This window comes from Azonexus hydrophilus (genome assembly GCF_038368255.1).
In the GTDB taxonomy this organism is placed as follows: domain Bacteria; phylum Pseudomonadota; class Gammaproteobacteria; order Burkholderiales; family Rhodocyclaceae; genus Azonexus; species Azonexus hydrophilus.
In genome coordinates this window covers 2,438,722-2,465,692 of sequence record NZ_CP151406.1, presented here as the reverse complement: position 1 = coordinate 2,465,692, position 26,971 = coordinate 2,438,722, and the positions used below count along the sequence as shown (strand labels likewise).

The following is a 26,971-nucleotide window of genomic DNA, read 5'->3' as shown; positions in this document are numbered from 1 at the left end:
GGAGAAGACCATGCGCCAGCGTCTGCACACCCTGTTCGGCCTGTTTCTGCTGTGCTGGATCGGCATCGTCCAGGCGCAGTCGCTGGAGGTCATCGAACTCAAGAGCCGGACGGTCGATGAAGTGCTGCCGGCCCTGCTGCCGCTGGTCGAGCCGGGCGGCACGCTGACCGGCATGAACAATCAACTGTTCCTGCGTACCTCGCCGCGCAACCGCGAGGACATCAAGCGGGCGCTGGCGGCGATCGACAAGCCGGCCCGGCGCCTGATCATCCACGTGGCCCACGACCGCCAGCAACAATCCGCCAACCGGGGCGCCGAAGCCGTCGGCCAGGTCATCTTCGGCGGCAAGCCGCAGGCCAGTGTCGATGCGCGCGTCTGGGACACCCGCAGCCAGCGCGGCGAAAATGCCGCCCAGCGGGTGCAGACCGTCGAAGGCGGCCGTGCCTTCATCCAGGTTGGCCGCTCGCTGCCGGTGCCGATGCGCCAGGTTGCCGTCGGTCCGGGCGGCGCCATCGTCAACGACAGCGTCGTCTATCGCGACATCGGCAGCGGCTTCCACGCCAGCCCGCGGGTCAGCGGCGATCGGGTAACGCTGGAAATCTCGCAGCAGGCCGAACAACTGGAAGGGCGGGGCGTGATCGCCGGACAACGACTGGCAACCACGGTCAGCGGCCGGCTCGGCGAATGGATGGAACTTGGCGGCACCGGCCAGCAGGCGAACACGCGCCAGGGCGGTTCGTACAGCGTCGGCACCGGGCAGATGCGCGATGCGCGTTCGATCTGGCTGATGGTCGAGGAAGTCGACTGAGCCTGGTGCTGCAGCATGGCTTTTTTCAGGGCTATAATGCAGGCCTTGGCAGCGCAGTGGAACCACGGCGCTGACCCCCATACCTTTTGACAGGCTCAGTATGTTGGAGAGTGTAGCAATCCGATAACACAGTCCCGAAGTCCGGACTGTCTGTTATCGCCATGCAAGAACCGTCGCGATCACCCTGATCAGGGTGGCCGCTGTCCTGCATTTGATTGCTACAGACTCTCAAAAATGAACCTTTCAAGACCCGAGCAGAGGACTTTGCACGTCCTCGCCAAAGGTGGCCGTATCGTCCATAGGCGCGATGAACAGGGCCACATCACTTCCATCGACTGTTACACCCGCGAAGGCTTTGTGCTGGCGGACTGTACGCTTTCCGTCTTTAAAAAGCTGCGAGGCAAGCGCCTGATCAGCTCAAAGGACGGACTCCCCTACCGGATCAACGCAAGCGGTTTGCGCGCCGTTCGTCCGCAACTCGACAATCAGTAATCCACTGGACTGAAACATGAAAACTACGATCAAGATCGAAATCCGTCCTGAAACGGAAGCCGACCATCAGGCGGTCGCGCTGCTCAATCGCGAGGCTTTCTGGAATCTCTACCGGCCGGGCTGCGACGAGCACTACACCGCGCATCGCTTGCGGACGCACGAAGACTTTCTGCCCGACCTGACTTTTGTCGCCGAGGTCGATGGACAGATCGTCGGCAGCATCATGTACGCCCGCTCATGGGTGATCAACGCCCTGGGCGAGCGCGTGGAAACGGCCACTTTCGGGCCCTTGTGCGTGCATCCGGCCTGGCAGCGGCGGGGCGTCGGTACGGCGCTGATCGCTCATACCCGGGCATTGGCGGCGGCGCGGGGCTATCCGGCGATCATCATCCTCGGTGACCCGCACAATTACTGCAAACACGGTTTCAAGACCGGCAAGGATTTCGGTGTCAGCGCCATCGACGGTAGCTACCCCCTGGCCTTGCTGGTACTGGAGTTGCGTCCGGGCTTCTTTGCCGCCAGTCCGCAGTGGAAACTGCAGACCAGTACCGTGTATGAATTCGCTGCTGCCGATGCGGAAGCCTATGACGCGAATTTCCCGCCCAAGGAAAAGAAGCACCAGTATTCGCAGGATCTGTTTTCGATGCTGGTGCGCGCCGTCGTGGCCTAGCGGAAAGTCCGAAGCCATGAAAAAAACCCGGCCTGTTGTGGCCGGGTTTTTTCTGACTGAGTGCGTCGATCAGGCGGCGTTGAGTGCCTGATCGAGATCGGCGATCAGGTCGTCGACGTGCTCGATGCCGACCGACAGGCGGATCATGTCTTCGGAGACGCCGGCCTTGGCCAGTTCTTCCGGCGACAGCTGGCGGTGCGTGGTCGACGCCGGGTGGCAGGCGAGGGTCTTGCAGTCGCCGATGTTGACCAGGCGGGTGACCAGTTGCAGCGCATCCTGGAACTTGCCGCCGCCTTCGCGACCGCCCTTGACGCCGAAGTTGAGGATGCCGGATGCGCGCCCGCCCATGTATTTCTGGACCAGCGCATGGTCCTTGTGGTCGGGCAGGCCGGCGTAATTGACCCAGCTCACCTTCGGATGCTTCTGCAGGAACTGGGCGATCTTCAGCGAGTTGTCGCAGATACGGTCCATGCGCAGGGCCAGGGTTTCGATGCCTTGCAGGATCAGGAAGGCGTTGAACGGGCTGATCGCGGCGCCCATGTTGCGTAGCGGCACGACGCGGGCGCGGCCGATGTAGGCGGCAGCACCGAGCGCTTCGGTATAGACGACGCCGTGGTAGGAGACGTCCGGCTCGTTGAGGCGCTTGAACTTCGTCTTGTGCTCGGCCCACGGGAACTTGCCGCTATCGACGATGATGCCGCCGATGGAATTGCCGTGGCCGCCGAGGTACTTGGTCAGCGCATGGACGACGATGTCGGCGCCGTGCTCGAACGGGCGGCACAGGTAGGGCGAGGGCACGGTGTTGTCGACGATGACCGGCACGCCGTGCTTGTGGGCGACTTCGGCGAGCTTCTCGAAGTCGGTGACATTGCCGAGCGGGTTGCCGACCGATTCGCAGAAGACGGCCTTGGTCCTGGCGTCGATCAGCTTCTCGAAGGCGTCCGGGTCGCGGTAGTCGGCGAAGCGCACTTCGATGCCGTACTGCGGCAGGGTGTGGGCGAACAGGTTGTAGGTGCCGCCGTACAGCGTGGACGAGGTGACGATGTTGTCGCCGGCTTCGGCAATCGTCTGGATCGACGCGGTGATCGCCGCCATGCCGGAGGCCATGGCCAGCGCGGCAACGCCGCCTTCCATCGCGGCGACGCGCTTTTCCAGCACGTCCTGGGTCGGGTTCATGATCCGCGTGTAGATGTTGCCGGCGACCTTGAGGTCGAACAGGTCGGCGCCGTGCTGGGTGCTGTCGAAGGCGTAGGAGGTGGTCTGGTAGATGGGGACGGCGACGGCCTTGGTCGTCGGGTCCGGGCTGTAGCCGCCGTGTACGGCGAGGGTTTCGATCTTCATGCGTGTGTCTCTCTTGCTTTTGTGGTCAAAGGAAAAAGTCTACAGGAGCCTGCGCAGATTAACCATGACCGGCGGATTCTGCCAATCACTTCTGCAGCTAAGCTTATTCACGTGCGGTCGTCGAAGGCATCGTCGTCTTGCGGCCGGGCGCGCGATTTGAGCAGGAAGCGGCCGGGATCGACGGCATCGACGAGGTCGATTTCCAGTGGCAGCGGGTCGCCTTCCAGGCGGCTCACCAGCAGGTCGGCCATCAACGCCGACCAGACGATGCCGCGCGCGCCGAAGCCCTGCACGCACCACAGACCGGGGTGGCGCGGCAGCGCCGGCAGGCGCGGCTGGCCCTGGATCGTGGCCGGGTCGGGGAAGGCGCCGACGATCGGCAGGCGGTCCGGCGACATCGGCCGGAAGCCGGTACGGCCGGCCAGCGGCGCCGGGTCTTCCGGGCCGAGGTAGCCGGGCAGGCTCAGGCGCAGCCGGGCCAGGTTCTCGGCGTGATCGTCGGCGCGTACGGAAGGATCGGGATCGTTCGGCTGCAGCGTGGCGCCGGTCAGGCGGATGCCGTCGACCTCGGGCATCGCATAGCCGTGGCGACAGACAACGTGCGCCAGCGTGCGCGCGGGGTCGGGCGGCAGGTGGGTGACCTGGCCGCGGGCGCTTTTCTGCGGCAGCCAGGCGAATTCGGCGAATGCCGGGGCGCCGACGCCGGCGGCCATGACCACCACCGGCGCGCTGGCGATCTCGCTGCCGTCGGCGGCGAGCAGGCGCCAGCCGGTTTGGGTACTTTCCAGGCGGTCGACCGTGACGCCGTAGTGTTCGCGGATGCGCCCGGGAAAAGCCGCCAGCGCGGCGCGGCAGACCGAGGCCGGATTGACCCAGCCACCCTGCGGGAACCACCAGCCGCCAGCCTCGACCGGCAGGCCGAGCATTTTGCCGGCGTGCTCGCGGTCGACGAACTGCAGCAGTTCGGCGGGCAGTTGCAGGCGGTCGACGACACGCTGCTGGGTCGCCTCGTGCAGCGGCTCGCGGCCGAGGTGGAGGACGCCGCAGGGCGACCAGCGGGCGTCGGGCAACGATTGCAGCAGGGCGCGGGTGGCCAGGTAGCCGGCGCGGGTCAGGCGCGACAGACGGTTGTCGTCGGCGCTGGGCAAGGGGCGCAGCACGCCGGCGACATTGCACGAGGCGCCGGTGGCCGGTGTCGGCGCACGCTCGATGATGTCGACCTGCCAGCCGGCGCCGGCCAGGGCGCTGGCCGCCGTGCAGCCGGCGATGCCGGCACCGATGACGACGGCGCGGCGGTCGGCTGGCAGTGCGTGGCGATCGGGCCGGCGCGAACGGAAGCGGCCGTGCAGCATCTGCCGCTTGCCGGCGAAGCCGGGGCGTTTTTCCAGGTCGAACTCGGCGGCTTCCAGCGCCGCCCGGACGTGGCCGGCGACCGACCAGGTGGCCAGCGTGGCGCCCGGTGCTGCGAGGCGCGACAGCGCGCGGCACAGTTCCGGCGTCCATAGTTCGGGGTTCCTGGCCGGCGAGAAACCGTCGAGGAAAAAGGCGTCGACCGAGGCGTCGAGCTGGCGCAACTGCGTCGTCGCGTCGCCGAAGAACAGGGTAAGGACGACCTGCCGCTCGTCGAGGAAAAGGCGATGCACGCCCGGCGTCAGCAGCGGCCAGCGAGCTTGCAGTTGCGCCGCCAGTTCGGCGAACTCCGGCCAGGCGCGCTGGGCGATGGCGAGGTCGGCGGTGGAGAAGGGATGCTTCTCGAAGGAAACGAAATGCAGTCGCCGGCAGCGTTGCGGGTCGGCGCGCCAGGCCTGCCAGGTGGCGAGGAAGTTCAGCCCGAGGCCGAAGCCGGTTTCGAGGATGACGCAGCGGTCGCGCCCCTGCCAGCGCTGCGGCAGTTCGTTGCCGCCGAGAAAGACGTGGCGCGCCTGCGCCGGGCCGCCATGGGCCGAGTGATAAACATCGCCGTAGGCGCTCGACCAGGGGGTGCCGTCGTCGGCGAATTCGAGTCGGGCGGGGCGCAGCGCTTCCACTAGTGGAGGAGGCCGGGTTTCTGGTCGTCGGCCGGCATAGTCGGTGATTCGGCCGCGGCGCTCGGCGCGTAATCGAGTGCCAGCGCCCAGCCGGACTGCTCGGCCGATTTGCGCAGCATGGCGCACAACGCCTGCATCAGTTCGCTGTTGAGATTCAGCGTGAAACTGCGCTCGCGCCCCTCGCGGAAGATCAGTCGGGCCAGCCCGTCGCCGCTTGCCGTCAGCGTCGCTTCGCTGGCCAGCAGCGGTGTCGATCCGAGCGGAAAGCTGGGGTTGTCTTCCTTGAACGGCTGATCAAAGCTCGACTGCGGCGCGGCTGCAGCCGCCGGTTTTTCTGCCACGGCCTGCGGCCGAGCCGCCAGATGCCCGGCAAGCATGGTCACCAGATGCGGCCATAATTCGCGCAGGTAACGCCGGGTAATCCATACCCGGAACTCCTCGTTGGCCTGCGTCGCAACGCGCAGGGTCAGCCGATCCTGAACCGCGTCGCAAGCCACCTGGAGCTGACGGATATGCATCAGGTTTTCTGTACGATGAATCGGCGAAGGCATGAGCGAGCGCAGGCGAGACAAGGCGCAGCCGGCCGCCGCATAGCAGCGCTATGCAAGGCCGGATGCAACGCCGTATCGCCAAGCGCAGCCATGCCTTACTCCGGACGCATCGAGGGGAAGAGTATGACGTCACGGATGGCCGGGGAGTCGGTCAACAGCATGATCAAGCGATCAATCCCGATGCCACAACCGCCGGTCGGGGGCAGGCCGTATTCCAGCGCGCGGATGTAGTCGGCGTCGTAATACATCGCCTCTTCGTCGCCAGCGTCCTTGGCTTTCATCTGTTCCTGGAAGCGGGCGGCCTGGTCTTCGGCGTCGTTCAGCTCGGAGAAACCGTTGGCGATTTCGCGGCCGACGATGAACAGCTCGAAGCGTTCGGTGATCTCCGGGTTGCTGTCGGAGGCGCGGGCCAGCGGGCTGACTTCGACCGGATAGTCGATGATGAAGGTCGGCTCCCAGCACTGGGCTTCGGCGCAGGCTTCGAACAGCTGCAGTTGCAGGCTGCCGAGGCCACCCGGCTTGACCTTCTCGCCGAAGGCGACGATCTTGGCCTTGAGGAACTCGGCGTCGGCCAGTTGCGCGTCGGTAAACGACGGCTGCTCACGCTGAATCGCCTGGGTGATGGTCAGGCGGTGGAAGGGCTTGGACAGGTCCAGCTCACGGCCCTGGTACTGGAACACTTCCTTGCCCAGCGCTTCGCGTGCGGCGTGGCGGATCAGGCCTTCGGTGAAGTCCATCAGCGTGTGGTAGTTCGCGTACGCCTCGTAGAACTCCATCATCGTGAATTCGGGGTTGTGGCGGGGCGAGAGGCCTTCGTTGCGGAAGTTGCGGTTAACTTCGAAGACCTTCTCGAAACCGCCGACGACCAGGCGCTTGAGGTAGAGCTCCGGCGCGATGCGCAGGAACTGCTGCATGTCGAGCGCGTTGTGGTGGGTGATGAAGGGCTTGGCCGCAGCGCCGCCGGGGATCGGGTGCATCATCGGCGTTTCGACTTCCATGAAGCCGTGGCCGCACATGTAGTTGCGGATCGACTGGACGATGGCCGAACGGGCGCGGAAGGTGAAGCGCGTTTCCTCGTTCATGATCAGGTCGACGTAGCGCTGGCGGTACTTCATCTCCTGATCGGCCAGGCCGTGGAACTTGTCCGGCAGCGGGCGCAGCGACTTGGTCAGCAGGCGGATTTCGCTGGCCTGGATGGTCAGTTCGCCGGTCTTGGTCTTCATCAGCGTGCCGACGACACCAAGGATGTCGCCGAGGTCCCAGCCCTTGAAGGCGGCGTAGACGTCCTCGCCGACCTTGTCACGGGCGACATAGACCTGAATGCGGCCGGAGACGTCCTGCAGCGTGGCGAACGAGGCCTTGCCCATGACCCGCTTCAACATCATGCGGCCGGCGACCTTGACTTCGACCGGCAGGCCTTCGAGTTCTTCGGCCGATTTCTCGCCGTAGCCGTCGTGCAGCTTCTGCGCGGTGTTCTCGCGCTGGAAGTCATTCGGGAAGGCGACCCCACCCTGGCGCAGCTCGGCCAGCTTGGCGCGGCGCTCGGCGATGATGTGGTTCTCGTCTTGTTGCTGTTCGGCGTTGGACATCGGGAAATCCTTGGGTAAATCGGGGTTTGGCGCTGGCTGGCGCGGAAAGGGGAGATTTTCGCCGATTCGGGGGGGCGGAACAAGGGAAAGGGGGCAATTCTTCCCGCCAATGCCATAATCCCGCCCCATGGAAATCCTGATTGAAATACTCCTCAAGGCCGGCCGCTCGGCGGTCGAGCTTTCCCTTTTCATCCTGCTGCCGGTGATGGTGGTGATGCTGTCGCTGATGCGCCTGCTCGAAGCGCGCGGCGCGCTCGACTGGGTGGTGGCGAAACTGGCGCCGGTGCTGAAGCCCTTCGGCCTGACCGGGCTGGGCGTATTCGCAGCACTGCAGATCAACTTCGTCAGCTTTGCCGCGCCGATGGCGACGCTGACCATGATGGATCAGCGCGGGGCGTCGGATCGCCACATCGCGGCGACGCTGGCGATGGTCTTCGCGATGTCGCAGGCCAATGCGGCGCTGCCGATGATGACCATGGGCCTCGACATCGGCTTGACCCTGCTGTGGTCGCTGCTCGGCGGCCTGACTGCGGCGGCGGCGACCTATTACCTGTTCGGTCGTGCGCTGTCGGCGGCCGAGGGCGTGGTCGACGAACACCTTTCGCATCCGGTGGCCGAGAGCGCCAAGGGCGTGCTCGACGTGATCAACCGCGCCGGCGCCGAGGCCTTCAAGCTGGCGGTCGGGGCGATCCCGATGCTGGTGCTGTCGCTGGTGGTGGTCACCGCTTTGCGCACTTTGGGCGCGATCGACCTGCTGACGACCTTGCTGGCGCCGCTGCTTGATGCGCTGGCGATCGACCGGGCGCTGGTGCTGCCGGCGCTGACCAAGTACCTGGCCGGCGGCACGGCGATGATGGGGGTGATGGACGAAATGCGCCGCGCCGGTCAGGTCAGCGTCGAACTGCTCAACAGCAGCGCCGGTTTCCTGATCTCGCCCTTCGACCTGCCCGGCGTTGCCGTGCTGATCGCGGCCGGGCCGCGTGTCGCCAAGGTATGGAAACCGGCGGCGCTCGGTGCCTGCATCGGCATCGCGCTGCGCACCGTCGGCCACATCGTCTTTGCCTGATCAGGCAGCGTAGAAGACGGCCAGCCAGACGGTGACCTGATCGGGCGCCGTCCAGTCGACGCGGTGCTCGCGGTGCGGGGCAATGTCGATGAAATCGCCGGCGCGCAGCTGGCGGGCGTCGGCTTCGTCGGCGAAGCGCAGTTTCGCTTCGCCCTGCAGCAGCACCACCCATTCGCCTTCGTCCTGGTCGTACCAGAAATCCGGCGGGCTGGCCTGCCCGGTGGAAACGATGCGCTCGATGCGCAGTCCCGGGCGCTGCAGAATGCTCGCGAATTGCTCGTCGGCCAGCGCGGCCGACGGCAATCCGGCGAACAGGTTGGGCGTCACACGCCCTGTTTCAGGCTGGCCTCGATGAAGTCGTCGAGGTCGCCGTCGAGCACGGCCTGGGTGTTGCCGGTCTCGAAGTTGGTGCGCAGATCCTTGATCCGGCTCTGGTCGAGCACGTAGGAACGGATCTGGTGGCCCCAGCCGATGTCGGACTTGGCATCCTCCAGCTTCTGCTGCTCGGCCTGCTGCTTGCGCAGTTCGAACTCGTAGAGGCGGGCGCGCAGCATCTGCCAGGCTTCGTCGCGGTTGCGGTGCTGCGAACGGTCGTTCTGGCACTGCACGACGATGCCGGTCGGGACGTGGGTCAGACGCACGGCGGAGTCGGTCTTGTTGATGTGCTGACCGCCGGCGCCGGAAGCGCGGTAGGTGTCGGTACGCACGTCGGCCGGGTTGATGGCGATTTCGATCGAGTCATCGACTTCCGGGAACACGAACACCGAGGTGAAGCTGGTGTGGCGGCGGGCGTTCGAGTCGAACGGCGACTTGCGGACCAGGCGGTGGATGCCGGTTTCGGTGCGCAGCGTGCCGTAGGCGTGGTCGCCGGTGAACTTGACGGTGGCGCTCTTGATGCCGGCGACGTCGCCTTCCGACTCTTCCATGACCTCGACGGAAAAGCCCTTCTTTTCACCGAACTTCAGGTACATGCGCAGCAGCATCGACGCCCAGTCCTGGGCTTCGGTACCGCCGGCACCGGCCTGGATTTCCAGGAAGCAGGGCATCGGGTCGGACGGGTTGTTGAACATGCGGCGGAATTCGAGCTTGCCGACTTTTTCCTCGATGCCGGCATTGTCGGCTTCGACCGACAGCAGCGTGTCGTCGTCGCCTTCTTCCTTGCCCATGGCGAAGAGTTCGCGGCCGTCGTTGATCGCGCCATCGACGTCTTCGAGGACGAGAACGATGTCTTCCAGGGCCTTCTTCTCACGACCGAGTTCCTGGGCACGCTTGGGGTCGTCCCAGATCTTCGGGTCTTCCATCTCCTGGTTGAGGAGGGTCAGACGCTCACGTTTGTGATCGTAGTCAAAGATACCTCCGTAGCTCGTCGGCGCGCTGCGCCAGGTCGTCGAGCTTGTTGGAGATGCTGTTCAGCCGTTCTGCTTCCATGAGACAAATTCCAATGCTTTGAAAAGACGCAATTATAGCTGCCGGGCACGGCGATGCCGACCGGATTGTGCATTGGAGAGGGCAGCACCAGGCTGGTGCGTGCTTTGCGGCGATGCGCATCCGCGATGCCCCGATTTTGGGATTTTTGCTGTATCAGCGAATGGTGTTTTTATTTATCTCGTTGATTTCAATAGTGATGATTTTTGGGTTCCGGTTGGCAAGGCTCTTGCATATTGCACTGCACAACAGTCAATCAATGACGAGGGCCCCATGACAGAGAGCGATGTGCCTGTTTCACGACCTTTGCTGGTCAATTTACGTGGTCCCCAGCTTGCCTGCTGGTTGCTGGCGGTCACCGCCGGCGCCGCCATCGCGCTGGGATTTGCCGGCGGCTGGCCGGCTTACCTCGGCTGGCTGGGTGGTGGCGTGCTGCTGCTGTCGGCCTGGTTGTCGCTGCGTCTGGTCCGTGGCCTGGAGCAGGGGCTGGTGCAGATCGACCGCTTCGCGCTGGAGTTGGCCGGCGGCAAGCTGGTGGCCCGTCTTGACGGCCGCGATTGCGGTGTCCTGGCGCCGCTGGCCGAGCGCCTGAACGGCATGGCCCGCTCGCTGGCCGGGCTGTTTCTGGTTTTCGCCCGGATGGCGCAGGAGATTTCCAGCGTCGCCAGCGAGAGCAAGCAGAACGCCAGCGGCGGCGATGCCGGTGTGCGCCGGCAGCGCGACATCACTTTTTCCTCGTCGGCCACGCTGGAGCAATTGACCGTCAGTCTCGGCGTCACCAGCGACAGTGCGCAGGGCGCCGCCGGCGTGGCCGAAGCATCGCGGCAGATGGCGCTGGCCGGCGCCAGTCGGGTCGGCAGCCTGTCCGACAGCCTGTCCGGCCTGGCCGCGACGGTGGAGCGCACGGCGGCCGGCGCGGCACGACTCGGCGAGCGCTCGCGCGAAATCGATACCATCGTTGGACTGATTTCCGATATTGCCACCCAGACCAATCTGCTGGCGCTCAATGCCGCCATCGAGGCGGCGCGCGCCGGCGAGCAGGGGCGCGGTTTTGCGGTTGTCGCCGACGAGGTGCGCAAGCTGGCTGAACGGACCAGCGTTGCCACCCGCGAGATCGGCGAGCGTATCGAGGGCGTCCGGCACGAAGTTGACGGGATGATCGCCGCCATGGCGCAGACCCGCGACGAGGCGACGAACAGCCTGACCGATGCCGGCGAGGCGGTTGGCGAATTGCGCCGGGTCGAGGAAAACGCCCAGCGCACGCTGGAACTGATCCGCGACATCGCGGCCGCCAGCCGCGAACAGAGCGAGGCCGGGCAGAACATCGCCCGCGACATCGAGCAGGTGGCGCAACTGGCCGATGCCAACGAGCATCTGGTCAGCGAGAACAGCGAGCTGTCGCGTTACCTGAGCGAGCTGGCCGGGCAGTTGAACGGCGCCCTGAACCAATATCAATACGAGTGAGGCAACCATGGATTGGGTCATTTATTCGCTCCTGGGCGCAGCCGTGCTGATCGCGCTGCTGACGCTGGTGCAACATCACCGGCACAGCCGGCGCGACGCCGGCCAGTCGCTCGAACTCAACCTCGACGCCTGCCGGACCTTGCTGGCACTGACGGCGCATTTCCAGCAGCACCGCGGCATGAGCTCGGCCTGGTTGGCCGGTGACAAGGGATTCGGCAGCAAGCTGGAGAACAAGTCCCGGGAAATCGAGGGCCTGTTCCAGGCACTGCGGCCGCTGGCCGACAGCGAGTCCGGCAAACCCCATCCCTGTCTGACGGCCAACGAGCTCAGCCTGTTCCGGCATCGCTGGGGCGGTTTGCGCGAACGCCTGGGGCAGTTGTCGGTCGAGCAGAGCATCGTCGAGCACAGCCAGTTGATCGAACAGTTGCTGCGCTGGCTGGCCGCCCTTGGCGAAGCCCGCCTTGAGCCGCTGGTTGCCGGACGCGGTGAACGCAACCTGGTACGCAATTACGCGATCCGCCTGCCGGCGCTGACCGAATGCCTGGGCCAGGCGCGCGCCGTCGGCCTCAGCGTGACCACGCGTGGCCACTGCTCGGCGGTTGCCCGGGTGCGGCTGCTGTTCCTGATTGCCCGGGCCGAATCCATCCTCAAGCAGGCCGGCGAGGGCGGGGCGATGAACCGCCAGGCCGAGCATGCCGTCCAGCACATGGTGCGCTTGCTGCGTCAGCGGGTGCTCGGGGCCGGTGGGGTGGCGGTTGGCGCCCAGGAATACTTCGACGACGCAACGCGCGCAGTCGATGCGGTATTTGCGTGGATTGCCGACAACGGCCGGGTGTTGTCCGATGCCGGAATTGGTGCATCGGTCGGGCGCCCGGGGGGCAGTTATGCGCTTTCCTGAATCATTTGCACCGTGCTGGTGCGTCACTGTTCGGAAGCTGGCGAATTATTATGTTTTTCCCGGAAATACTGCGAAAAGTGCTTGAATTTGAGCAGGCAAGATTTTTGCTAATGATTCATCGTACTGACTCAATGTATCTGCATCGTGAACGATATTGCACCACCCAACGGTTTTCTTCCTGTCCTGCGCAAGCGTCGTGAATCTGCCTGGAATGGCATCGACACTGATCGCGTGCTGCAGGTGCTTGTGCACAACCTGGATGGGATGGTCTTTCGCTGTGCCATTGACGAGCAGTGGACGATGCATTTCGTCAGCGATGGCAGTCGCGAGCTGACCGGATACTGCCCGGACGAACTCGAATACAACAAGGTCACGTCGCTGGAGGTGATCACCTATCCGGAAGACCGGGCCGTGGTCCGCCGGGCGATTTCGACGGCGATGGCCGGCAGCGGCCGTTACCGTGTCCAGTACCGGATCGTGCATCGGCGCGGTGCGGTCAAATGGGTGCTTGAACGCGGTGCCGTGGTGCTCGACGAGAAAGGGCAGCGGGTACTCGAAGGCTTCATCGAGGATGTCACCGAACAGGTCGAGAGCCAGCGTCAACTGGCCGATGCCGAGCTGCGCTACCGCAGCATTTTCGAGGATTCGGTGGTCGGCATGTTCCAGACCTCGATCGACGGTCATTACCTCGCCGCCAACCGGGCCTTGGCCGGACTCTACGGTTACGAGACGCCGGACGCACTGATCGCCGGCCTGTCCGACATCGCCGGCCGACTCTACGTCGAGGCCGGGCGTCGTGAGGAATTCAAGACCCTGATCCGCGAGCACGGGCGGGTGACCGATTTCGAATCCGAGGTCTATCGCCGCGACGGCAGCCGCATCTGGATTTCCGAACATGCCCACGTGGTGTACAGCCCGGAAGGCGAGGCGCTGTATTACGAAGGGACGGTCGAAGATGTGACCGCCCAGCACAATTACCGCCAACAACTCGAATACCAGGCGACGCACGATCCGCTGACCGGGCTGCCCAACCGCAATCTGCTCCAGGACCGACTGCAGCAATTGCTCAACCTGGCCCAGCGTCGGGGGACCAAGGGCTCGCTGGCCTTCGTCGATCTCGACAACTTCAAACTGATCAACGACAGCCTGGGGCACGGCGCCGGCGACAAACTGCTGGTCGAAGTGGCCCGCCGGCTCAGGTCCTGCCTGCGCGATACCGACACCGTCGCCCGTTACGGCGGCGATGAATTCGTGCTCATCCTTGGCGACGACGGCGGCCTCAGCGATACCTTGCATATCCTGCGCCGGGTTCGTAACGCGATTGGCGAACCGGTCATGCTCGACGGCCAGGAAGTCCGCGTCGATTGCAGCATCGGCGTCAGCGTCTTTCCCGATGACGGCGCCGAGCTCGGCGTCCTGCTCCGCCATGCGGACGCGGCCATGCACCATGCCAAGAAACTGGGCAAAGGGCAGTTCCAGTTCTACACCGAATCGCTGAATGCCGAGGCGCGTGATCGCCTGGCGCTCGACTCGGCGCTGCGTCGGGCAGTCGAGCAGGAAGAGTTGCACGTCGTCTATCAACCCAAGGTCGATGCGCGAGGCCGTCCCTTCGGTTTCGAGGCCCTGGTCCGCTGGGAGAGCGCCGAATTCGGCAGCGTGTCGCCGGTGCGCTTCATTCCGCTGGCCGAAGAGAATGGGCTGATCGGACAACTGACGGTTTTCGTGCTGCGCACCGCCTGCCGGGAAGCGGCCAGGTGGCGGGCTGCCGGCCACGGGCATCTGCGCGTGGCGGTCAATATTTCGCCCAGCCTGTTTCGCGAAAAGGATCTGGCCGCGCTGGTCCGCGCTGTTCTCGCCGAAGCCGGCCTGCCGCCGGAAAACCTCGAACTCGAGATCACCGAGGGCGTGCTGATGGGCGACGTCCAGCGCACGCTGGCCGTGCTCAATGAACTGAAAGCGATGGGCGTCTACATCGCGGTCGACGACTTCGGCACGGGTTATTCCTCGCTCGCCTACCTCAAGCGTTTCCCGATCGACATTCTCAAGGTCGACCGCTCCTTCGTGCTCGAATGCGATCAGGGCAATGGCGGACTGGCGATTACCCGCGCCATCGTTTCACTGGCGCACAGCCTGAACCTGCGGGTAGTCGCCGAAGGGGTTGAACAGCAGACCCAGCTTGCCGTGCTCAATGCGCTCGGTTGTCAGGAATTCCAGGGTTATTACTTTGCCCGGCCGATGCCGGTCGAGCAAATCGCCGCCTATCTGGCCGGTGGTTGAAAAAATGCCGGACCCCGCGATCAGCGTCGGGAATCCGGCAAAGGCCGGCACCGCGGTGTGCCGGCGGGGGTTCAGGCCTTGTTCAGACTGAGGATGCTCGATTTTCGGTATTCCTCGTTCGGGAAGACGCGACCGCTCACCAGGGTCTCGAAAATGTGCTCGAAGACAATGCCGGGTTGGCCCTTCTTGAGGCCGGAACGGAAGTAGGAATGCCCTTTGGGCGGATCGTAAAGTGTATTGACGTCATCGCAATCGACGGCGTAGACGTTCTTCGGCGTCAGCTCCATGTTTTCCGGTCCGGAGTGGCCAAGTCGGCGTGAAGCCTCGCCGTTCTTCAGGTTGGAGACCTTGCTGGCGCGCAGCGCCAGGTCGTCGGAGGCGTAATAAACGATGACGTTGCGCGAGGCATGGCTGATCAGTTCGCCTGCCTCACCCTTGTGCAGCGATTCGTTGAGAATGTCGGCGGCGACCATGAAGGTGTTGCGGAAGAGCAGCGGTAAACCCTGCGGCTGGTCGTAGTGTTTCCAGTTGGAGAGCGTCTGGCGCAGTACCCGGTTGCCCATCGAATGCGCCAGCAGGTTGATCCGCTTCAGGCAGGGATCGTCTTCCGGGTCGTATTCGACCGAGTTGCGCCATTCCATGAAGCGCTGCATCACCCGGGCGAAGGTGAAGGCACTCTGGTCGGCAGCCTTCTGGTCGTCCCAGTAATCCTTGATGATGCCGAGGTCGGCGTCGCATGGCCAGACCAGCGGCAGCACCAGGACTTCACCAGACTTCTTCTTGTCGCACAGCTTCTGCAATTCCTCGGTCGCTGCGAAAACATCTTCCGGCAGATTGGAGAAACCGTGGATGTATACCAGCACCTGCCGGACTTTCGCCGCTTTCAATGACTTCAGCAGGTTCATGCTGCCGATTTCCTCGTATTTCCCCTTCTTGTGCCGGGTGCAGCAGAAGAAACTGCGGCTCGACGAATTGTTCTGCAGGTCGAACACGAAATCCTTGTTCAGCGCGGGTTCCGTGTTAACCGTCGGCATGCGGCTGGTGATGAACAGCATCGGCTTTCTCCCGTGGGTATTTGCGTAGCGCCTCCGCAGGCGATTGTCATCAAGCTTAGTAGCTGAATGGAATATGTCAATCGGTTTGTTTGGGCGTCGCGGGCGACGGCGTGCTGCCGGAAATTGGGTCAGGTTTCGGCGATCTGGCGTAGTCGCCAGTTATGTTCCGCGGCGCGCCGGGAGATTTCGCGGTTGAGCGCTGTCTGTTGCTGGCCGAAGGCGTCGCGTTCGCCATGATTGCGGCTGGCGGCTTCAATGCTGCGCAAGCAGCGCCAGCGATAGCCTTGGCGGGTCCGGAACAGTCGCATCTCTTCCTTGGGGTGATGCACACGGCAGCAATAGCAAAACAGCATCTCTGTCATTACAACCTCGCGGGAAAGGTGTCGTTGCCAGATCAGCTTGCCAATGGCGTGTTACGGCAGGATGAAGGCGGTTGCTACCGTTTTGCCTCATCCTTGGAGGGCGTTGAAAGTCCGCTTACTCCAGGTACTCGATCATCAACTGCGGATTCTCGACGCCCATGTATTCATTGACCGACAGCCGGTAGGCGGCGCGGGTGCTGTGGCCGGGTTGATTGGCGAAGTTGAACTGGATCGCCTCGATCCGGCTGTTGCCTTTGCGCAGCCGCAGTTTCAGGTGCTTTTCCTTGAGTACGCGCTGTTGTTCGACTTCGAATTCGTCGACGAACAGCGGTGCCGGGAAGCCCTGGCCCCAGATTTCGTTTTCCAGGAGCTTGGCGGTTTCCAGGCTGATGTAGCCGCCTTCGAGTGGGCCGTCGGTTTCCAGCGTGCGGGTGAGGTCGGACGGGGCGAGGAGTTCGCCGGCGACTTCGGCGAACAGCGCCTGGAAGCGTTCGAAATCGCCGGCTTTGATGGTGGCGCCGGCCGCCATGGCGTGACCGCCGAAGCGGACGAGCAGGCCGGGCGCGCGCTTGGCGACGAGGTCGAGCGCATCGCGCAGGTGCAGGCCGGGGATCGAGCGGCCGGAGCCCTTGACGATATCGCCTTCGCCCTGGGCAAAGGCGAACACTGGCCGGTGCAGCTTGTCCTTGATGCGCGAGGCGAGGATGCCGACGACGCCTTCGTGCCAGCCCGGGTCGAACAGGGCGACGCCGGGTGCGGCGGCATCGACGTCCATCGACTCAAGCAGGGCGAGCGCCTGTTCCTGCATGCCGGCCTCGATTTCGCGGCGTTCGCGGTTGAAGTTGTCGAGTTCCTGGGCGATGTTGAGCGCCCGCGCCGGGTCGTCGGTGAGCAGGCATTCGACGCCCAGACGCATGTCGGCGAGGCGGCCGGCGGCGTTCAGGCGCGGCCCGATCAGGAAGCCGAGGTCGAAGGCGGTGGCTTTGCGCGGATCGCGCCCGGCCGCCTTGAACAGCGCCGCGATGCCCGGCTGCAGCCGGCCGGCGCGCATGCGCTTGAGGCCCTGGCTGACCAGGATGCGATTGTTGCGGTCGAGCTTGACGACGTCGGCGACGGTGCCCAGTGCAACGAGGTCGAGCAGGTCGGCGAAGTTGGGCTCCGGGCGCTCGGCGAACCAGCCGCGCTCGCGTAGTTCGGCGCGCAGCGCCAGCATCACGTAGAACATCACGCCGACGCCGGCGATGCACTTCGACGGGAAGTCGCAGCCGGGCTGGTTGGGATTGACGATGCAGTCGGCGTCGGGGAGCGATTCGCCGGGCAGGTGATGGTCGGTGATCAGCGTGGCGATGCCGTGCTGCTGGGCGCGGGCGACGCCTTCGAGGCTGGCAATGCCGTTGTCGACGGTGATGATCAGGTCGGGCGATTGCTGCGCGGCGACGTCGACGATCTCCGGCGACAGCCCATAGCCGAGCTTGAAGCGGTCGGGCAGCAGGAAATCGACGTCGGCACCGAGCGCTTTCAAGGCGCGCATGCCGACGGCGGTGGCGGTGGCGCCGTCGCAGTCGTAGTCGCCGATGATCAGCATTTTTGCCTCGGCCTCGATGGCGTCGGCGAGCAGGCTGGCGGCGTCGCCGGCGTGGGTCAGCGCGGTGGGCGGCAGCAGGGATTTCAGCTCGTAATCGAGTTCGGCCTTGTCGGTAACGCCGCGCGCGGCGTAGAGCCGGGCGAGCAGGGGATGCAGGCCCTGTTGTTCGAGTTGCCAGACGGTACGCTGGGGCGCGCTGCGGGTGACGATGCGGGTCAAGACGGTCTTCCTTCCGGCGCTGTGGCGGCCAGCGCGTTGGCAATGGCGGCCGGCGAGCGGCCCTTCTTCCAGAATTTCCAGCGCTCGCCGCCGGTGATTGTCCACTGCAGCCGGCCGTAGATGGTCGGGGCGACGATGTCGAGCTGGTGCACGGTCTTGCCCTGTTGCGCGCGCAGCGGGGCGAACCAGTGGCTGTCCAGATCGGTAAACGCCTGCCGCCAGCCTTCCGGGTTTTCGTAGAGGATGGTCGGCAGCAATTGATCAAGCACGACCAGCGGCGCCTGCACCTTGGCGGCGAGCACTTCACCCAGATTTTCCGGTCGGCCATGCACGGCCAAGCAGGCAGCGCGGCCCAGGCCGACGGCCAGCGTATCATCGGCGAACAGCGCATCGAAGGCTGCCGCCGGCTGCCCGGCAGTCCCCGCACCCCACAACCACAGGCTGTTGATCGCCGGCTTGCCGGCGCCGGCCCGCGCCGCGTTGACCGGGTGTAAATGCAGGAACATCTGCACTTCGTTCAGCCAGCGGTGCAGCGGCGAAGTCTTGTCGCTCAGGTCGCTGTCCATGCGCCGCCCGGCGACGGCGGAAAGCGGCGCAGCGACATGCTCGGCCGGCTGATGCAGACGCAGATACCAGCGCCGCGCCGTCGCCGCATGAAACACGCCGATGTCGGCGAACTCGGCATTCAGCGCTGCCACCAGCGCCTGCGCCTCAGTCTCGTCCACATCGAAAGCCCCGGCATCGGCAAGCACGATGCGCTCGTGATGAAAACGCAGATGCACCGGATCGGCGCACAGCCAGTGCCCATCTTCGGCGACCGCACCCGCTTCGCCCAAGCGCCGGAACGCCGCCGGTCCACCAGCCGGCACACCGAACAGCTCGACCAACGATTGTTCGAGCGAAACCGGCGCCGAACGCCGGAACACCGCATGCCCGTCCAACCACTCGAAACCCGGCGCCGGCAACTTGTCCAGCGTCAACGGGTCGCCCGGTTCGGGCCAGATCAATTCGGGAACAAGCAGGGTCAGGCGCACGGTACAGCACTCATCGGGGGAAGGCGCGAGTTTATCACTGCGGCGGGGGGCGCTTGCGGTGGGTGTTGATCAGTGGTTGATAAACCACTGGACGATGTCTTGCGCCCCATAGTAGTGTTTCTTCATGCTCAAGCAGCTCCTCAACCTCTTAAATCGCGTCCCGGTAACGCTCGTCTTGCTCGGCATGACCTTGGCGACCTTCGTGTTTTATGTTGCCGCCGAGAAACGTATCGATGCCGCCAACGAACAGCGACATGCCTCGCTGCTATTGGCGGAAGAATTGCGCCAGTCATCCGACGACCTGACACGTATGGTGCGAACCTACGCTGTAACGGGCAACCCGATCTACAAGCGGCATTTCCAAGAAATCCTCGATATCCGCGACGGTAAAAAACCACGTCCGGTCAATTATCAGTACGTCTATTGGGATCTGGTCGGTCCCAGCGACCAAAGACCTCGCCCATTTGCCGAGGCAATCCCTTTGATGGCACTGATGCAGCAGGCCGGGTTCGCCGAGCCGGAATTCGCCAAACTGGCCGAGGCCAAGAGTGATTCGGATGAACTGGCAAAGATCGAGCTCGCCGCCATGGCATTGCTGGAAAAAATGCAGCCGCCGGCACCAGACGATCAACAACGCACCGTCGAGATGCTGCACGACGCCCGCTACCATGAAGCCAAGCTGGGTATCATGAGATCAATCGGAGAAGCCATTGTGCTCTCTGACCAGCGCACGCTCGCTGCTGTCAATGCAGCTGAAAAAAGAGCTTTCCAACTGCGTGTTGTATTCGTCTTGCTTGCCGTATCGTTGGCATGGCAACTGTGGCGTCTGCGGAGGCGTGAAACAGAGCGCACGATAGAACTCAGGGTTGCGCATGATGACGTCAAAAAACATATTGACGAATTGTTATCAAGCCGAACCCGCTTACAAACGAGTCAGGAGAGCCTGTCTCATATCATTCGCTCGCCAGAGCTGAGTGCCAGTCTGGATGACGCCTTTGCCTTTGTATTGGAAAAGATAGCCGGCACCCTCGATATTGCCAGAGTCAGCATCTGGCAACTGAGCGAAGACCTTCAAACAATTCACTGCCGTGATCTTTGGGGGGCAACAGGCCAAAAACATACATCAGGGTTTGCCTTGTCGAGAGCCGATTACCCCGCCTACTTCAAGCACATCGAGAGGGACGAGCCAATTGTTGCCAATGACGCACACACCCATGCTGGCACCTGCGAGTTTTCCGCTGACTATCTGATACCGCTCGGCATCAACTCAATGCTTGATGTGCCAATTCACGTCAACGATAAACTTTGGGGCGTCATGTGTCTCGAACACATTGGCAAGGCTAAGGTATGGGAACCGGAAGATATTGCCTTTATCACCAGCGCGGCCGCGCTGGTAGCGCTGGCCATTGAAAAGAGCCGCCGTCGCCAGACTGAAGACAATCTTCGGATTGCCAAAGAAGCCGCGGAGGCCGCCAACATTTCAAAGAGTACCTTCCTGGCCAACATGAGCCACGAAATCCGCACCCCGCTCAATGCCATCACCGGCATGGCACACATCCTTCGCCGTAGTGGCTTGGCCCCGTTGCAGATAGATAAAATCAACAAGATCGAAAGCGCCGGCAAGCATCTGCTTGAGGTCATCAACGAGGTACTCGACCTGTCCAAGATCGAAGCAGGCAAGTTCGTCCTGGAAGACCTCCCGGTCCATGTTGAGGCCCTGCTCGTCAATGTTGACTCGATGCTCGGCCAGAAAGCCCGCGACAAGGGCCTGCGCTTCAACATCGAAACGAGTTCCTTGCCTCAGTTTCACGGCGACCCCACTCGACTGCAACAAGCCCTGCTCAACTATGCCGCTAATGCCATCAAGTTCACGGAGCGGGGTCATGTCACCCTGCGAGTAACGCAAGAAGCCGAAACCAACGACACCGCCACGCTGCGTTTCGAAGTTGAAGATACGGGTATCGGCATTAGTCCCGAAGCACAGTCCAGACTCTTCACGGCCTTCGAGCAGGCCGACAATTCGACTACTCGCCAATACGGCGGCACCGGACTTGGGCTGGCTATTACCAAGAAAATCGCCGAAGTGATGGGGGGCGGTGCGGGTGTCACCAGCACGCCCGGCCAGGGCAGCATCTTCTGGTTCACCGCTGTTCTCCAGAAAACGCCCACAACAACTGCACAAGCCACCCATACCGGCAACGAAACCGCCGAGCAAATCCTGCTGCGTGACCATGCTGGCAAGAGCATCCTGTTGGTGGAAGATGAGCCGATCAACCGGGAAATTGCCCAAATGCTGCTGGAGGATGTGGGCCTCGCCGTCGATATGGCGGAGAACGGCCAGCAAGCCGTCGAGAAAGCCTGTTCAGGCGATTACGACGCTATCCTGATGGACATGCAGATGCCGGTGTTGGATGGACTGGATGCAACCCGGCAGATACGGCAATTGTCCGGCTGCGAGACGACGCCCATTCTGGCGATGACGGCCAATGCCTTTGCCGAAGACAAGGAAAGGTGCTTTAACGCAGGCATGAATGACTTTCTTTCCAAGCCGGTTAAGCCAGAAATTCTCTACGCGATGCTGCTCAAATGGTTTGAGCAGCATCGGGGCTGAACGGTTGGTTTGTAGCTGTTTGACCTTCGGTGGAGCGAATGACAGCAACGAGGGGAAGGGGTGGCGGAAGGTGGCGGGGTAGATATTCACTTTCAGCGATACCGGATATCCCCTTTGCCTTGCGTACGCCTGCCTGGTGGCCGGTGATAATTCGTTCGTCGGGAATCCGGATGGAAATTGCGCCTAGTCAACTGCGCGGTCGCCCCGAATCGATTAACCTTCCCCCTTTCTGCAAACGCACGCGAGGTAGTTCATGCCGGTGATCGAAGTCCGCCATCCCCTGGTCAAACACAAAATCGGACTGATGCGGGAAGGCGACATCAGTACCAAGAAATTCCGCGAGCTGACCGCCGAGCTGGCGCGCCTGCTGAGTTACGAAGCCTGCCGCGATTTCGAGCTTGAGCCCCGCCAGATCGAAGGCTGGTGCGGCGAGGTCGAAATCGAGCAGATCAAGGGCAAGAAGGTCACCGTGGTGCCCATCCTGCGTGCCGGCATCGGCATGCTTGACGGCATTCTCGACCTGATCCCGAACGCCAAGGTCAGCGTCGTCGGCATTGCCCGCAACCACGAGACGCTGATGCCGGAGCCGTATTTCGAGCGCTTCGTCGGCCAGCTCGACGAGCGCCTGGCGATGATCATCGACCCGATGCTGGCGACCGGTGGCTCGCTGATCGCCACCATCGACATGTTGAAGCGCAAGGGCTGCAAGCAGATCAAGGCGCTGGTCCTGGTCGCCGCGCCGGAAGGCATCGCGGCGATGGAGAAAGCGCATCCCGACGTGCAGATTTACACCGCCGCCATCGACAGCCATCTCAACGAGCACGGCTACATCATCCCGGGCCTCGGCGATGCCGGCGACAAGATTTTCGGAACCAAGGAATCATGAGTCACACCCACGACCCCGTTTGGCGCACCGCCCTGTCCGGCGCGCAAATCCTTTTCGTCGCCTTCGGCGCGACCGTCCTCGTGCCGCTGCTCACCGGCCTCAACCCGAGCCTGGCGCTGCTCGGCGCCGGCGTCGGCACGCTGATCTTCCAGCTATGCACCAAGCGCCAGGTGCCGATCTACCTGGGCTCCAGCTTTGCCTTCATCGCGCCGGTGATCTATTCGGTGCAGACCTGGGGCATGAACGCCACGCTCGGCGCGCTCGCCGCCGCCAGCTTCTTCTATTACGTCGCCGCGGCGCTGGTCAAATGGCGTGGCGTCGGCCTGATCCACAAGCTGCTGCCGCCGGTGGTGATCGGCCCGGTGGTCATGGTCATCGGCCTCGGTCTGGCCCAGGTTGCGGTCAGCATGGCCACTGGCAAGGCCGGCGATGCCCAGGTCGTGCCCTACGAAACGGCCATCGCCATCGCCGCCATCTCGCTGCTGGCGACCATGCTCACTGCCATCCGCGCGCGCGGCCTGCTCAAGCTGGTGCCGATTTTGGTCGGTGTCGCCGTCGGCTACACCGTCTCGCTGTTCGTCGGTATCGTCGATTTCAGCAAGGTCACGGCGGCGGCGTGGATTGCCGTGCCCGAGTTCGGCACGCCGGAATTCAACCTGGCGGCGATCCTGTTCATGATCCCGGTGGCGATTGCGCCCATCGTCGAGCACGTCGGCGGCATCCTCGCCATCGGCTCGGTGGCCGGCAAGGACTATACCGAAAGCCCGGGCCTGCACCGCACGCTGTTCGGCGACGGCCTGGCGGTCAACGTCGTCGGCCTGTTCGGCGGCCCGCCGGTGACCACCTACGGCGAGGTGACCGGCGCCGTCATGCTGACCAAGAACTACAACCCGGTGGTGATGACCTGGGCTGCCGGCTTCGCCATCCTTATGGCCTTCGTCGGCAAGTTCGGCGCGCTGTTGCAGACCATCCCGATGCCGGTGATGGGCGGCATCATGGTGCTGCTGTTCGGCTCGATTGCCGGCATCGGCCTGAAGACGCTGCTCGACGCCAAGGTGAACCTGACCAGCGCGCGCAACCTGTGCATCGTCTCGGTAACCCTGGTCACCGGCATCGGCGGCCTGGGCGTGACCATCGGCAGCTTCTCGCTGCAGGGCATCAGCCTGTGCGGCGTGCTGGCGGTGCTGCTCAACCTGTTGCTGCCGGCCGAGCCGACGGAGTCAGACAAGGTGCGTTGATCTGCATCCCTGATGACTACCGAGCTTTCCCCACGCGTCGAGCGTTTCTTTCTGGTGACCCTGGCTGGCATCCAGTTCAGCCATGTGCTCGATTTCATGATCATGATGCCGCTCGGCCCGATCCTGATGACCGCTTTCGGCATTGATACGCACGAGTTCGGCTTGCTGGTCGCGTCCTACAGTTTCAGTGCGGCGGTTTCCGGGGTGCTGGCAGCGACCTTCGTCGATCGCTTCGAGCGCAAGCGGCTGTTGCTGGTGGTCGTGGCGCTGTTCGCGCTGGCGACGCTGGCCTGTGCGCTGGCCCCGGGGTATTCGACGCTGCTGCTGGCGCGGGGGATGGCCGGGGTGTTCGGCGGGGTGATGGGGGCATTGATCCACACCATGATCGGCGATGCGATTCCGTTCTCACGCCGGGCGCGGGCCAGCGGCATCGTGGCCAGCGCCTTTTCGCTGTCGACCATTGCCGGCGTACCGCTGTCGCTGTGGCTGGCCAATCATCTGGGCTGGCGCGCGCCGTTCGCGTTGATCGCATTACTGGGCGTTGTCTTCATGCTGGTCGGCCTGCGTTTCCTGCCGGAACTGCGGCATCACCTTGCTGAGGAAAAGCGCGCACATCTGCTCTCCGATACCTTCAGTGTGCTTGCCGATGGCAACCACCTGCGCGCCTTGCTGTTTTCCGCGCTGATCATCTTTTCCGGTTTCACGGTGATTCCGTACATCACGATTTACGCGGTAGGCAACGTCGGCATCGCCCAGGCGGACATTCCCATCGTCTACCTGGTCGGCGGCTTCGCCACCTTCATCAGCGCCCGGCTGATCGGGCGCTGGGCCGACCATCACGGCAAGGTCGAGATCTATCGCCGGGTCGGCCTGCTGGCAATGGTGCCGCTGCTGGTGCTGACGCATGTCGGTGTGCTGCCGCTGTGGGGCTGGCTGATCTGTTCGACCAGCTTCTTCGTGTTGCTGTCAGGGCGGATGATCCCGGCGATGGCGATCATCGCCTCAGCGGCGCAGCCGAAACTGCGTGGCACCTTCATGTCGCTCAACGGTACCGTGCAGTCCCTGGCGATGGGGCTGGCGACGACGCTGGCCGGTTTCCTGGTCAATATGGACGATAGCGGTCGCATGGTCGGCTATCCGCTGGTCGGCTACGTTGCCGTGGTCGCCAACCTGGCGGCGATCTGGTGCGCCTCACGCATCGTCATGCACGGCCGTAACGCCTGACTTTCCGGAGCCATCATGGACAAGACGACTTACTGGATATTGCGTTGCGAGCATCGCTTGCTGTTCCTGGCCGATGGCGCACAGTTCCCGGTGGGCCATGCTGCCGATTTCGGCAATCCGGAGCGGGCGCTGATCGTCAGCGAATCGCCGGAATGTCGCCATGTTGCGGTCGACGTCGCCGAATTCCCGAAAATACCCGGCGCCGAACCGGTTTCCGTGCGCGCCATCTTCACCCTGGCCGGTCCGGAAATTTTCGCGCTCGCCGGTCGGGCGACGCAACTGCTCGACTGGCAGGCCAATCACCGTTATTGCGGCCGTTGCGGCACGCCAACCGAAATCGTGGCGGACGAGCCGGCGATGCGCTGTCCGGCCTGTGGCCTATTGGCTTATCCACGTCTGTCGCCGGCGGTGATGGTGCTGGTGCGCGATGGCGAGAGGCTGCTGCTGGCACGCAGTCCGCATTTCAAGCCGGGCGTGTACAGCGCGCTGGCCGGGTTCGTCGAGCCGGGCGAGACGCTGGAGCAATGCGCGGTGCGCGAAGTGCGCGAGGAGGTCGGCGTCGAGATCGCCAATCTGCGCTATTTCTCCAGCCAGCCCTGGCCGTTTCCCAATTCGCTGATGATCGCGTTCTTCGCCGATTACGCCGGCGGGACGATCACGCCGCAGCCCGGTGAAATCGAGGATGCCGGCTGGTACCTGCCGGCTGAACTGCCGCTGCTGCCCGATCCGGTGAGTATTGCGCGGCGCCTGATCGACGCGGCGCTGGCGACTTAAACCGCGTCGTCGTCGCGGTGCGTGCGCATCGCGGCAAAACATTCCTGCCAGTAATCCAGACAAGCACGAACCTTGGGCAGGCGGTGGCGTTCCTGCAGCATCACCGCGTACACGGGAATGCGTTCGCGGTCGGTGTAGTCGGCGAGTACCTGGCGCAGTTGCCCGCGCCGGACCAACGGCGAGACCAATAACTCGTTGAGGCGGGCGATGCCGATGCCTTCGAGCGCCAGGGCGAGGACGATGGAAGTGCTGTCGGCGCGGGTGTGGCCCTTGACCAGCAGGATGTCGGTCCGGTTGCTACGGGCCAGCCGTTTGTCCTTGTTGGCCGACTGCCAGACGGCGGCGGTGCTGTCCCATTCGCTGCTGTCCTGCGTCGATTTCCTGAATGGCCAGCGATTCAGAGACTGGCTGGCGCTGTTGGCAATCAGCCGGTGTTTTGCCAGATCGGCCGGGGTCGCCGGTGTGCCGAACTTGTCCAGATAGCTGGGGGCGGCGTAGAGGCTGCGGCCATGTTCGCCAATTTTCCGGATGACCAGGCTTTCGGCGTTGTCGACGCCGGCGCGGATGGCGATGTCGATGCCGTCGCGAGCCAGATCGGAAACCCGGTCGTCGGCCAGGATGTCGATCTGCAGCCCCGGGTGGCGCGCGTACAGCCCGGGCAGGCTGGGGACGATGACCATCTGGGCGAGGATGGGGCTGATGCAGATGCGGACCAGTCCGCTCGGCCCGGCCAGCTTGCCGCTCAACTCGCTGTCCATTTCGGCGGCGATGTCGAGCATGCGCCGGGCGTGGGCGAGGAAGGTGTCGCCTTCATCGGTCAGCGACAGGCCGTGCGTGCTGCGATGCAGGAGGCGGACGCCGAGTGCGGCCTCCATGCGGGCGATGGCGCGCGATACCTGGCTGACCGGCTCGTTGCGCTCGCGCGCTGCCGCCGAAAGCGTACCGAGTTCGGCAACGCGGACGAAGAGGGCGGCGTCGGTCAGGTTCAGTTGCATGCCTGGCAGTATGAACGGGAATTTATTGTTTTGCAAAAACTGCAATAGCAATCTGCATTTTCGGCGGTTTCCGATATTCGGTTGTAGCAATAAAGTGCGAACCGTTACTTGTGAAGGAGATTGCCATGAGCCAGATCGACCGCCCGGGGGCGCTGCCCCTTGCCGCGCGCGATGCCGAACGGCGGGGTCGCCGCTACGAGCAGGCCGTCGAGCGCGCCGAGGCAATGCGGCGTGCCGAGATCAAGGTGGCGCAGGATAGGCTGATTGCTTTGACTGTTGCGCTGTTGGTCCGCGTGTTGCGGCGTGCAACAGGATATTTGCGAGACTGCCGAGGCAGTCTCGCTCGCCCTGCCGCATGAACACGCGCCGGTGAAAGCGCG

Annotated in this window: 24 protein-coding genes; 13 read left to right on the top strand and 11 right to left on the bottom strand. The window is 63.8% G+C overall.

The window, feature by feature from the left end:
• Positions 1 to 10 precede the first annotated feature (10 nt).
• The 3 genes from AADV58_RS11895 to AADV58_RS11885 all read left to right on the top strand — a co-directional run bounded on the left by AADV58_RS11895 (position 11) and on the right by AADV58_RS11885 (position 1,970).
• Positions 11 to 808 (top strand): hypothetical protein, encoded by a 798-nt coding sequence (locus AADV58_RS11895; protein ID WP_341743300.1) that lies wholly within the window; start codon positions 11 to 13, stop codon positions 806 to 808.
• A 234-nt stretch (positions 809 to 1,042) separates the two neighbouring features.
• Positions 1,043 to 1,300: a YjhX family toxin gene (locus AADV58_RS11890; protein WP_028995014.1), complete on the top strand. Its 258-nt coding sequence runs from the start codon at positions 1,043 to 1,045 to the stop codon at positions 1,298 to 1,300.
• A gap of 16 nt (positions 1,301 to 1,316) precedes the next feature.
• The gene (locus AADV58_RS11885) at positions 1,317 to 1,970 is read left to right on the top strand and encodes a GNAT family N-acetyltransferase (protein WP_043421253.1); all 654 of its coding nucleotides are present in this window, start codon (positions 1,317 to 1,319) and stop codon (positions 1,968 to 1,970) included.
• A gap of 69 nt (positions 1,971 to 2,039) precedes the next feature.
• On the opposite strand, the gene AADV58_RS11880 is transcribed toward AADV58_RS11885, so the two are convergent.
• From AADV58_RS11880 to lysS, 4 genes are all read right to left on the bottom strand, one after another.
• Positions 2,040 to 3,311, bottom strand: coding sequence for a bifunctional O-acetylhomoserine aminocarboxypropyltransferase/cysteine synthase (locus AADV58_RS11880; RefSeq protein WP_341743299.1), 1,272 nt, complete (start codon positions 3,309 to 3,311; stop codon positions 2,040 to 2,042).
• 107 nt (positions 3,312 to 3,418) lie between these two features.
• Positions 3,419 to 5,338 carry a bifunctional tRNA (5-methylaminomethyl-2-thiouridine)(34)-methyltransferase MnmD/FAD-dependent 5-carboxymethylaminomethyl-2-thiouridine(34) oxidoreductase MnmC gene (gene mnmC / locus AADV58_RS11875; RefSeq protein ID WP_341743298.1) on the bottom strand — a complete coding sequence of 640 codons (1,920 nt, stop codon included), beginning with the start codon at positions 5,336 to 5,338 and terminating at the stop codon, positions 3,419 to 3,421.
• On the bottom strand, positions 5,338 to 5,856 hold the full coding sequence (locus AADV58_RS11870) for a hypothetical protein (protein WP_341743297.1): 519 nt from the start codon (positions 5,854 to 5,856) through the stop codon (positions 5,338 to 5,340). The genes mnmC and AADV58_RS11870 overlap by 1 nt, the downstream gene beginning before the upstream one ends.
• 128 nt (positions 5,857 to 5,984) lie before the next feature.
• Positions 5,985 to 7,478, bottom strand: coding sequence for a lysine--tRNA ligase (gene lysS, locus AADV58_RS11865; RefSeq protein ID WP_341743296.1), 1,494 nt, complete (start codon positions 7,476 to 7,478; stop codon positions 5,985 to 5,987).
• Between the two features lie 127 nt (positions 7,479 to 7,605).
• On the opposite strand from lysS, the gene AADV58_RS11860 reads away from it, so the two are divergent.
• Positions 7,606 to 8,544, top strand: coding sequence for a nucleoside recognition domain-containing protein (locus tag AADV58_RS11860; RefSeq protein ID WP_341743295.1), 939 nt, complete (start codon positions 7,606 to 7,608; stop codon positions 8,542 to 8,544).
• On the opposite strand, the gene AADV58_RS11855 is transcribed toward AADV58_RS11860, so the two are convergent.
• Positions 8,545 to 8,871, bottom strand: coding sequence for a cupin domain-containing protein (locus tag AADV58_RS11855; protein WP_341743294.1), 327 nt, complete (start codon positions 8,869 to 8,871; stop codon positions 8,545 to 8,547).
• A protein-coding gene (gene prfB / locus AADV58_RS11850; RefSeq protein ID WP_341743293.1) for a peptide chain release factor 2 occupies positions 8,868 to 9,972 on the bottom strand; the annotation gives its coding sequence in 2 pieces (ribosomal slippage) (positions 8,868 to 9,890 and positions 9,892 to 9,972; 1,104 coding nt in all). Before prfB ends, AADV58_RS11855 begins: the two co-directional genes overlap by 4 nt.
• A gap of 270 nt (positions 9,973 to 10,242) precedes the next feature.
• Here prfB and AADV58_RS11845 point away from each other — a divergent pair.
• The 3 genes from AADV58_RS11845 (at position 10,243) to AADV58_RS11835 (ending at position 14,608) form a co-directional block, all read left to right on the top strand.
• Positions 10,243 to 11,433, top strand: coding sequence for a methyl-accepting chemotaxis protein (locus AADV58_RS11845; RefSeq protein ID WP_281982340.1), 1,191 nt, complete (start codon positions 10,243 to 10,245; stop codon positions 11,431 to 11,433).
• A 7-nt stretch (positions 11,434 to 11,440) separates the two neighbouring features.
• Positions 11,441 to 12,331: a nitrate- and nitrite sensing domain-containing protein gene (locus tag AADV58_RS11840; protein WP_281982338.1), complete on the top strand. Its 891-nt coding sequence runs from the start codon at positions 11,441 to 11,443 to the stop codon at positions 12,329 to 12,331.
• 144 nt (positions 12,332 to 12,475) lie between these two features.
• The gene (locus tag AADV58_RS11835; RefSeq protein WP_245580535.1) at positions 12,476 to 14,608 is read left to right on the top strand and encodes a sensor domain-containing protein; all 2,133 of its coding nucleotides are present in this window, start codon (positions 12,476 to 12,478) and stop codon (positions 14,606 to 14,608) included.
• Positions 14,609 to 14,679: 71 nt separating this feature from the next.
• Here AADV58_RS11835 and AADV58_RS11830 read toward each other — a convergent pair whose 3' ends face one another.
• The 4 genes from AADV58_RS11830 to AADV58_RS11815 all read right to left on the bottom strand — a co-directional run bounded on the left by AADV58_RS11830 (position 14,680) and on the right by AADV58_RS11815 (position 18,863).
• On the bottom strand, positions 14,680 to 15,663 hold the full coding sequence (locus AADV58_RS11830; protein ID WP_341743292.1) for an alpha/beta hydrolase: 984 nt from the start codon (positions 15,661 to 15,663) through the stop codon (positions 14,680 to 14,682).
• 128 nt (positions 15,664 to 15,791) lie between these two features.
• Positions 15,792 to 15,971: a hypothetical protein gene (locus tag AADV58_RS11825; RefSeq protein ID WP_281983343.1), complete on the bottom strand. Its 180-nt coding sequence runs from the start codon at positions 15,969 to 15,971 to the stop codon at positions 15,792 to 15,794.
• Between the two features lie 169 nt (positions 15,972 to 16,140).
• Positions 16,141 to 17,829 carry a single-stranded-DNA-specific exonuclease RecJ gene (recJ, locus tag AADV58_RS11820; RefSeq protein WP_341743291.1) on the bottom strand — a complete coding sequence of 563 codons (1,689 nt, stop codon included), beginning with the start codon at positions 17,827 to 17,829 and terminating at the stop codon, positions 16,141 to 16,143.
• Positions 17,826 to 18,863, bottom strand: a complete 1,038-nt coding sequence (locus AADV58_RS11815) for a hypothetical protein (RefSeq protein WP_051295384.1) — start codon at positions 18,861 to 18,863, stop codon at positions 17,826 to 17,828. The genes recJ and AADV58_RS11815 overlap by 4 nt, the downstream gene beginning before the upstream one ends.
• 124 nt (positions 18,864 to 18,987) lie before the next feature.
• On the opposite strand from AADV58_RS11815, the gene AADV58_RS11810 reads away from it, so the two are divergent.
• The 5 genes from AADV58_RS11810 (at position 18,988) to nudC (ending at position 25,596) form a co-directional block, all read left to right on the top strand.
• Entirely contained in the window at positions 18,988 to 21,474 is a 2,487-nt protein-coding gene (locus AADV58_RS11810) for a hybrid sensor histidine kinase/response regulator (RefSeq protein ID WP_051295385.1), read from the top strand.
• 253 nt (positions 21,475 to 21,727) lie between these two features.
• The gene (gene upp, locus AADV58_RS11805; protein ID WP_341743290.1) at positions 21,728 to 22,360 is read left to right on the top strand and encodes a uracil phosphoribosyltransferase; all 633 of its coding nucleotides are present in this window, start codon (positions 21,728 to 21,730) and stop codon (positions 22,358 to 22,360) included.
• A complete protein-coding gene (locus tag AADV58_RS11800; protein ID WP_028995029.1) occupies positions 22,357 to 23,598 on the top strand; it encodes a uracil-xanthine permease family protein in 1,242 nt (413 codons plus the stop codon). Before upp ends, AADV58_RS11800 begins: the two co-directional genes overlap by 4 nt.
• 12 nt (positions 23,599 to 23,610) lie before the next feature.
• Positions 23,611 to 24,822, top strand: coding sequence for an MFS transporter (locus AADV58_RS11795; RefSeq protein ID WP_043421263.1), 1,212 nt, complete (start codon positions 23,611 to 23,613; stop codon positions 24,820 to 24,822).
• 15 nt (positions 24,823 to 24,837) lie between these two features.
• Positions 24,838 to 25,596: an NAD(+) diphosphatase gene (gene nudC, locus AADV58_RS11790; protein ID WP_341743289.1), complete on the top strand. Its 759-nt coding sequence runs from the start codon at positions 24,838 to 24,840 to the stop codon at positions 25,594 to 25,596.
• Here nudC and AADV58_RS11785 read toward each other — a convergent pair.
• Positions 25,593 to 26,591, bottom strand: a complete 999-nt coding sequence (locus AADV58_RS11785) for a LysR family transcriptional regulator (RefSeq protein ID WP_341743288.1) — start codon at positions 26,589 to 26,591, stop codon at positions 25,593 to 25,595. The two genes, nudC and AADV58_RS11785, sit on opposite strands and share 4 nt — an antisense overlap.
• Before the next feature lie 125 nt (positions 26,592 to 26,716).
• Between AADV58_RS11785 and AADV58_RS11780 the strand changes: the two genes are divergently transcribed.
• Entirely contained in the window at positions 26,717 to 26,950 is a 234-nt protein-coding gene (locus AADV58_RS11780; protein WP_157272471.1) for a hypothetical protein, read from the top strand.
• The last annotated feature ends 21 nt before the right edge of the window (positions 26,951 to 26,971 follow it).